The 8,037-nt window shown below is 44.3% G+C and carries 5 protein-coding genes; all 5 read right to left on the bottom strand.

Annotated elements, in window-relative coordinates:
- Positions 1–50: 50 nt before the first annotated feature.
- On the bottom strand, positions 51–1,517 hold the full coding sequence (locus EI161_RS12465) for a contractile injection system protein, VgrG/Pvc8 family (protein ID WP_192529688.1): 1,467 nt from the start codon (positions 1,515–1,517) through the stop codon (positions 51–53).
- Between the two features lie 36 nt (positions 1,518–1,553).
- Positions 1,554–2,330, bottom strand: coding sequence for an OmpA family protein (locus EI161_RS12460; RefSeq protein WP_192529687.1), 777 nt, complete (start codon positions 2,328–2,330; stop codon positions 1,554–1,556).
- Positions 2,331–2,458: 128 nt separating this feature from the next.
- On the bottom strand, positions 2,459–3,409 hold the full coding sequence (tagF, locus tag EI161_RS12455; RefSeq protein WP_192529686.1) for a type VI secretion system-associated protein TagF: 951 nt from the start codon (positions 3,407–3,409) through the stop codon (positions 2,459–2,461).
- Entirely contained in the window at positions 3,406–7,353 is a 3,948-nt protein-coding gene (gene tssM, locus EI161_RS12450; protein WP_192529685.1) for a type VI secretion system membrane subunit TssM, read from the bottom strand. Before tssM ends, tagF begins: the two co-directional genes overlap by 4 nt.
- A gap of 70 nt (positions 7,354–7,423) precedes the next feature.
- Positions 7,424–7,942: a hypothetical protein gene (locus EI161_RS12445; protein ID WP_192529684.1), complete on the bottom strand. Its 519-nt coding sequence runs from the start codon at positions 7,940–7,942 to the stop codon at positions 7,424–7,426.
- Positions 7,943–8,037: the final 95 nt, after the last annotated feature.

Genomic DNA, 8,037 nt, shown 5'->3' with positions numbered 1-8,037 from the left:
TTCTTTGGGTTATTATAACCTCTTAGAAGCTGTCCAATTTTATTATGCCACTACAGAGTTTGATCATCTGCTCTATGGGTAAAGTGGCTACCATAATTGCTTCCTGCTTGGGCTTCTAATCGATTGATAGGTTGAGCAGGGCTGTCTAATAAATAGTGGCGTGTCGGCGTCATATGATTGCGACTGTCCGTGTCAGACTGGCTATCTGTGAGCCCCGTCGCTGGCGGGAGTGCTTGTCTGCTGTATAGCGCACCTACCCAAGGCGTATCAGCGGTGATCAGTCTGAGCTGGGTTAAGTGAGTACCTGCTTTTAGATCTGAGGCATGGCGCTGCTGATGACGACGGCTGATCGTGAGTCCTGTGACATGAGCGAGGCTATTGCGTGCTAAATGCACGATATGAGTGGCGCGGTAATGCTGATTAAGATGGTTATGACCTACTAGAGTAAAAGTGTCCGCAACGTTTAAATCAGTACAGTGAGCAAGCGCATGGTAGACGCTGTAGCGACTGTGGTGACTATTTGCCATGATAGTAGCGTCATCAATCGTCTCGGTATCAGTCACTGGAGCAAAGGCGGCTGGAGTGTCGATCGTAAGGGTAGACGTATTGGTTTGGCTATCTGCCTCACTATCACTGATAGCTATATTTGCTGACTGGACCGGGTGGGCCACGCTAGCGCTATTAAAGCGTTGCACCGTGACGGTACTCGGCTGGGTGATGATTTGTTCACTAAGGGCTAAGATTGGCGCGTGAGCGCGATCATGTAGCACTTGCTGATAACGTACTGAGCCGATGCTTTGACTGATACCATCTTCATCACTAGGATGAGCTGAAGTAATAATAAGGGTGGGCGGTGCGTGCTCCTCGGTTTGCGCGTGCCTGAGGTAAGCGGTGAGTCCTTGGCGTGAGAGGCGTTCGCAGATATGACTCCAGTCACTGCTTTGCCACTGGGTCATGCGTGCTGGGGTCCAACTGGCGTTTTTCTCACTACTGCTATCAGTGCCACTATCATCGATCACGTCTATCTCTTGCATGGCGACGCGTTCTGTTACCATGGCTTGTACCGACAGGTCGGTATCTATCTGGCTGCGCAGATGCTGATGCAAGCGATAAGTGGCGGGCTGTGCGATGAGTCGATAGTAGCCATAGCTGCCATCATGATCGAGCTGGCAAAGGGCGGTGATATATAGATGACGATAGGCATGCCCACTTGGGGTGTCAAAGCTTAGGGTTAAAGAGCTACCAACAAACGCATCTAGCGACATAAATGGTGGGTGATGACGTTCATGAATGTAGATATGCAGCACATAGGTGTCAATACCGTGTTGCTGGTTGTTATTGGCGTTGAGGAGTGCAAGGAGACCGGCTTCATTGGTCGTTCTAATGAGATTCTGCAGCCAATTTTTATGCTGTTTGAGTTCCTGTTTAGCGCTTGCATAAGCAGCTTGGGTATTGCCTTCACTGGCATATAGTCTATCGGCATGCATGGGTACGATAGTGTTGGTTAGGCGTAGCATGGGTACGGTGCTCCTTATCGGTTGTCCCGACTCCTATTATTCGGCCAGAGTGAATTCAATACGGCGATTGCGTCGGCGTCCCTCGTCGCTGTCATTACTAGCGATAGGATCCTTATCGCCTTTTCCCGCGGTACTCAATCTTGTGGCATCAATATTACGACCAATTAGATACTGCTTGACTGCTTCAGCACGTTCGTTTGAAAGCAATAAGTTGGCCTCTGGGTTACCTGTATTGTCAGTATGGCCAGTAATGACAACCGATTTATCACCAATACGCGTAAGCACGCCTGCCATATCATCTAAGATACCCAGCCCTAAAGGTGTCAAGTTGGCACTACCGGACTCAAACTCTACGATACGATTGCCCAAGGTGTCATCGATCAAGCGTTGCTCACCTGCTGTGACCACCAACTTATTATCAAGCTGGTAAAGATCTGTTAAGCGAGTGTGGATGCGGTTTTGGATGGCTTGTTTTTGTTCAATACTATTGACTTTGCCATGTAGGCTGATAGTAGTACCATGAATATCAATACGTCCTTGTCTGATACTCGAGATATCACTGTCGATAATGGCAGTCGCTATTTGTTGCCAATTGGTAGGGATGTTGATATTTGAGCGAACTTCTATCTCATCTCGTACAGGTTTATTTGGATATTGGGCCTTGAGTTTATCAAGCAATTGATCTTTATCGGAGCTGGTAGCAACCACACCTTTGATGACAACGGGTACCTCTACATGGTTGGTGTCAATAAAGGTGTCATCTTGAGCGGCAAAAACTGCAATACTGGCCAGTAACGCAGTTGTAAATATCATGATAGGAGCCCGGCGGGTAAGGGCGGATCGTTGCGAGAGTGCAGATATGCGCATACAAATGCCTTTTTATTTTTTATACTGATAAAACTTAGAGGTCAAAGCCATCAACTATGATGACTGCTCAAATATTATTTTGCCAAAAATATCGTCTTGAATAATTGCCTAACATCATATAAATAGGCATCATCTTGTAATAATATATTGTGAAATCGAGTCAGGCCGATATCATCATCAATAAACTGCTGTGTCCATGAGCTATCGGCGATATTGACCCAGCTTTCATGTTTTGTTGACGTACCTGTCAGTATTTGCATCAATGTAGTGGCGGCCGGTTTTGAAAAACTCATTAGGAGGTGATAATGCCCGTCACGCCAGTAAAAATAGCTGTTAAAGTACAACTGATGCGGTGCATAAAACCCATGAATGAGGTCGTGCCAAAAAGAAGCAAAATAAATGGCTTGCGTCTTGTTATCAGGCAATGACCAGTAAATAGCCTTATTTAGACCATGGAAGCCTTTGGTAAATGTGGGTAAAAACAGTAACCCTGTCGCGATGATCTGCTCAATCAAAGAGGCCTTATCAATATCTATCATCATCGCGCCTTCTTGCAATGTGGTAGAGTTAATAAAGTCGTAATAATGTGTACTGGCATTATGATCAATCGAAACAAAGCTTTGGTTGAGCGTCTCCGTTATCTGTGTGTTGTCGACCTTAGACCGTGCTTGATCTAAGGTTTGATGGATATCATGCCACATGCCCGCTGATTTTATGGGTAAGTATTGCATCCATGCTTTAGGCTTATTGAGGTGCATAAGTCCAAAGCCGATGAATGGGTATTGGCGATTACCACTATCATAGCTAGATATTAGTACGCCAGTCATGATTTTGTTTTCTGCGGTATCAACATGGCTAAAGTGGAGGGCTAATGAAGTATCCATCTCATCCGCTGATTCAGATAGTGCTTGACTGACCCACTGATCAATGACATTGATATCACTCATGTGCGAGCGCGAACGAACAAAATCGCCACGACAAGGTAGTTTGCCAAAGTAAACCAAAGGAAGCGTATCAGGTATCATGATGTTGGCTCCTCGATGAGCGCATCGCTTGGGCGGCTGGCGCCGGTAGCGTTATCTGTGTTAGGCGGACTGAGTAAGCCGTCATCATGAGCCGTCGTGTTTTCAGCTGAGCCCTCATTGCTGCTTATCGGCGTTTGGGTGCTTTGGGGTGTAGAATGCTGGCTATCCTCATCGGTGGGTTTTGCGGTGCGAGTTACACCAACGCCAATGACTTCTTCAGGCAGTTTCATGCCAGTAAATGGGTTGTCTGATTGCCCTGAAGCGTTTGTATTCGCACTACCACTGATGATTCTAAAGCGTACCGAAACCGTCACCCCATCACCTGCCCAAGTCATCTCAAACACATCATTACCAAGCTCGGTTCTTTGTGCTGCATTAATAAAACGCTCTACGCCAAAACTACCAGCTTCTTCTAAGATCGTATAATCCCGACCATCGTAGTCTTTGGCGCGTATGCTTGCTCCGGGTTGACTGCTTGGGTTTGGCCATACAAAGGTCGTCCATGCCTGCGTACCCATACGGTACCGTAACTGCTGACCATCTAAAACTATCGTGTACTCGGTCAGTCCACTGACAGGTAGAGGCATGATTTGAAAGGTGGTTTGCTTAGCGGTACTGTTACTATTAGAGGAGTTTGTGCGTTGACTTCCTGTGTAATTGACAAAGTAGCGTCCAAAATCGGCAACAAACTTAGGGTTTAGACCAAGTCCTGCACCATTCCAAATTTTGCTCGATATCTGATCACCGCGGCGAATAATAAAGGGAGAGAGGGTCTCATCTACAAACCTTGCTACATAACCATCATCACCAAAAAACTGGCCAATCTCAGCAGGTGTTGCCTCTAAATTTGCGTTTTGAGTAAAAGGATACTTGCCAGCTAGGTCGTCCAAAAATGGCTTATACACTTGAGCTTGCCAAACTTTATTAATTTCAGTTTTGGTCGGTGTGAGCAGCATATTAAAAGAGCGAGTAAGCGGTTCACTTAATAAGGGCCGAATCAGTTGTTTGATTTGTGAATTGGATTGGCTCAAGATTTGTTCATCTAATATCTGTAAAGATTGAGTCAGCTCGGAGCCCTCACTACTTAGTGTTTGGGAAGCAAAGAGCAGAGCATCAGGGCCAATGTCATCACTTCTCGTGATATTGTTAAATCGTGTCCTAATTCCACCCAAGCTTGTCAAGTAGTTATCTAATAACGATAAGTCTTGGTTATCCTCACGCGGCGTAACCAATGCATGTATGGCGGCAAACTCTTGTGCTATTGCTCCAGACTTTGTTGCCGTGGCAGACGCTGAGTGTGCGGCGTTATTATTTAGCATTGTCTGAGCTTGTTTTAATTCTGCAGGACTTTGACGCAATATGGTTTGTTTAAACCAATCCACAAATGATCGTTTTGACTCATCAGATTGAGCTGGGTTTTGATGGTTTGCGCTATCCCATTGCGTTTGACGATCAACAGTATCAAATAGAGTAATAAGAGGAGATTGCTTGGTATTTGATAATTGACTTAACAGCATGGCATGATCTTTGAAGTCTTTACTATCTCGTATATATACTTGAGACAAAAAACGTTTCCACTCTGCAATATATTCTTGCTTGTAGCGATTGACGAGATACTGGCGGATTTGTTCAGGACTACCAGTTAGTGTCAAGTCATCTTTGCTGCTGGTTGCCAGTACCCAGTCATCTGCGACAATTTTGTTGGTTGCTGCCTTATCAATTTCATTACTAATAAACGATGACCAAGCGTTTTTGGTAAAGGTGCCTGAAATCACATAGCCCCCAAGCAATGCCTCTGTAGGGGCATTTTGAGTTATTTGTGCCACTGTCACTGAGGGAAAACGCGATGAGGCGCGCATTTTTATCTCAGCATAAACGCGCTCGCGAGCAGGCTGTCCTTTGCTCACTTTGGTCAAAGTCGCGCGTGTATTATCAACTAGAGCCAAGTCGTTTTGAATACGAGGGAAGCTGGCGTCATTAGTATGAGATAGAGTGAAAGCTAAAATACGCTCAGCTTGACGAATCATTTTATCACGTTGCATATCGGCACGATTGGCTTCTAGCCAAGTACGCCAAAACCTAGTCATTTGATCGCTGAGATGGCTGGCTTCTAAATGCTCATGATCGCTCAACATTAAGTACGCTTTTAGCGCGTTATAAGCATCTTCTACGTCGGTTGGGTCTGACTGCACGTAGGTATCTATAGCGTCTTTATCATCCTCACTTGTCTGTTTGGCCTTAAGTTTTGACGCATTGGCATTCACCTGTGTCAAAAACGCTTCAATATTTTGTTTGGTCGGCGATAGTACAATAATATTAATACCGTGAAAGTACTCTGCTAGCAGCTTACGTTTGAGAGTATCGCCTTGATATAGCCCAAAACCTAACGATAATGGTCGATCTTTTTCATAAGCCTCTAGTTGTTCAATGCGGCTTTGCAAAATAGCCAATGACTCAAGTTGTGTTTGCAAATCACCATTCGTGTTGTTTTGCATATGAGCCACTTGTTGTAAATCAGCGATAACACGCTCAGTTAATTGTTTGTTATTAGCATATGACCAAGTCCATAAGCCGGAGGCTGTACACAACAGAACGACGGCAGCAAGCGTAATGACAGCTCTATAACTGCGTTTTGTGCGATTTTTGTACTGCTTGACTAAGTGCTTATCCTTTAAAACCACCTTTGAAAACAAGTCATGTAAAAAGTAAGCGGTGTTGTCGTTTTTATGGTGGTTTTTATCATTAAGAGACGATGTGGTGCTTGGCTGTAAATGATAGTTTTCCACCATTTGCAGCGTCATCTGACTATTGACCTGACCTTCTTGTAAGGCGCTGGTAAAATAAAACCCGCGCAATATGGGCTTGAACTGAAATGGGTTGTCTTCAAACAAAGCATGCATGAGTGTTCGTATCATAGGGCGTAACGACTGAAACTCCATAGGAAATGTCATTAAGCTTGGCGATACGGTACGCTGATGACGTAATGAAAGCTTGGTTGTGCTCAGATCTTTTAAACCATTAACCAAAATATTAAAGTGTTCTTCAAAGACATCGGTGATATTAATATTGTCGGGATCGTCTGGGTAAGGGATGGTCGCGCCCCATACTTGGTCACGCTCTGCTTGCTCATAGTCCTGAAAAAAATCACGAAAACCTGATACCAAATCCATTTTGGTAAAGACCACATAAACAGGTGCGTACACTTCTAGCTGTTCTGTTAGGTCTTGAACGCGGCTGCGCAGATTTTTTGCCAGATCCAGTGCATAATTGGGGTCGTTTTTAGTCAGCTCGGCGATACTGACCGCGATGATAATGCCATTGATGGGTGCCTTGGGTCGGTTTTTTTTGAGTAAATTTAAGAACGATAGCCACTCTGAACGATCTTCTTCGTAAGCTGAATAACGCCCAGCCGTATCCAACAAAATGCCTTCGGTTGAAAAAAACCAATCACAGTTTCGCGTGCCGCCGACCCCTTTTACTGATAACTGGTTGGTCTTTTCCATAAATGGAAAGTTAAGTCCGGAGTGAAGTACAGCTGAGCTTTTCCCTGCGGCAGGATTACCAATGACCATATACCAAGGTAATTCATACAAAGCCGCTTTGCCAGTTTGATCCCCCAGTTTTGATTGACGGATGGTTTTGATTGCCTCTTGTATTTGCCCGCGAAGTGCTTGTACTTCTTGAGCGTCTTCAGTCTTCGTCACAGGATGCGTGGCTGTGTCATTATCTTCAACCAAGTTTGCCAGATCGTCAGATGCCTTTTTGCGTTTTTTATACCAATAATAAAGGCCTGCTCCTAATAGTGTACTAATGAGCAAAAGCGCCACAGTGATCAAAAAAGCCTGAAAGGGCAGATAATCGTACAACAATATAAGGGCAACAATGGCGCCTAAAAAGAGTAACACTCGAGGATCATAGATGAGGTGATAGAACCTTGAAAACATACTTGCTACCTAGTGCGTTTATGATGCTATAAACAGAAGACTGAAATAATGTAATGATTATGAGGGTGAGTTACGGCGAAATAGGATGCCATAGCACACAATACGGCTTATGTTTGGTCACTAAAAATAAGAAATCTGATGCGGTGTGATCAGATTGTGTGTGATTAATAAACAAAGATATTGCGATAAACGGTTTTAACCAAGGGTTAAGTGGCATATAATGCCCTAAATGATGTTCATTTACTAGCGCTTGTTGTGCTAAAAGCGCATCTGCTAACGCCATAAAGGTGCTGGTATCATAAGCTTGTGATACTGGATTTATGTCAGACATTAAAATGATATCCATATCAGTCATCACGTTCTTATCGTAATTATTTACTTCGTTGGTTGTGTTGTTTTGATTGTACTCGTCCGCTGACAACCGATGGTGTAAGAGATACTCTCTGATGGTCGCAAGGTCGTGAGCATATTTCCAAGTCTCGTTGTGGGACGGCTTTTGGACTACTGACTCGTTGTTTGCAGGAGTCATGGCACAATAAACAGCGTCATCGATGAGAAGCGTTTTTTGGGCGGCATTATTATAAAACATAAGTAACACACCAGCTTCTGTAGGAATGCTTGATGCATTGTGTAGTGGTCAACTAATTTAGGACACCTGATAAGAGGTTTTGATTAAAGTAACGT

It is taken from the genome of Psychrobacter sp. FME5 (assembly GCF_014861375.1).
Lineage (GTDB): Bacteria > Pseudomonadota > Gammaproteobacteria > Pseudomonadales > Moraxellaceae > Psychrobacter.
This window is presented reverse-complemented; position numbering and strand designations above follow the sequence as displayed.

Coding starts and splice junctions, on each gene's coding strand:
- EI161_RS12465 (WP_192529688.1), bottom strand. CDS start 1,517: ATGCTACGCCTAACCAACACTATCGTACCCATGCATGCCGATAGACTA.
- EI161_RS12460 (WP_192529687.1), bottom strand. CDS start 2,330: ATGATATTTACAACTGCGTTACTGGCCAGTATTGCAGTTTTTGCCGCT.
- tagF (WP_192529686.1), bottom strand. CDS start 3,409: ATGATACCTGATACGCTTCCTTTGGTTTACTTTGGCAAACTACCTTGT.
- tssM (WP_192529685.1), bottom strand. CDS start 7,353: ATGTTTTCAAGGTTCTATCACCTCATCTATGATCCTCGAGTGTTACTC.
- EI161_RS12445 (WP_192529684.1), bottom strand. CDS start 7,942: ATGTTTTATAATAATGCCGCCCAAAAAACGCTTCTCATCGATGACGCT.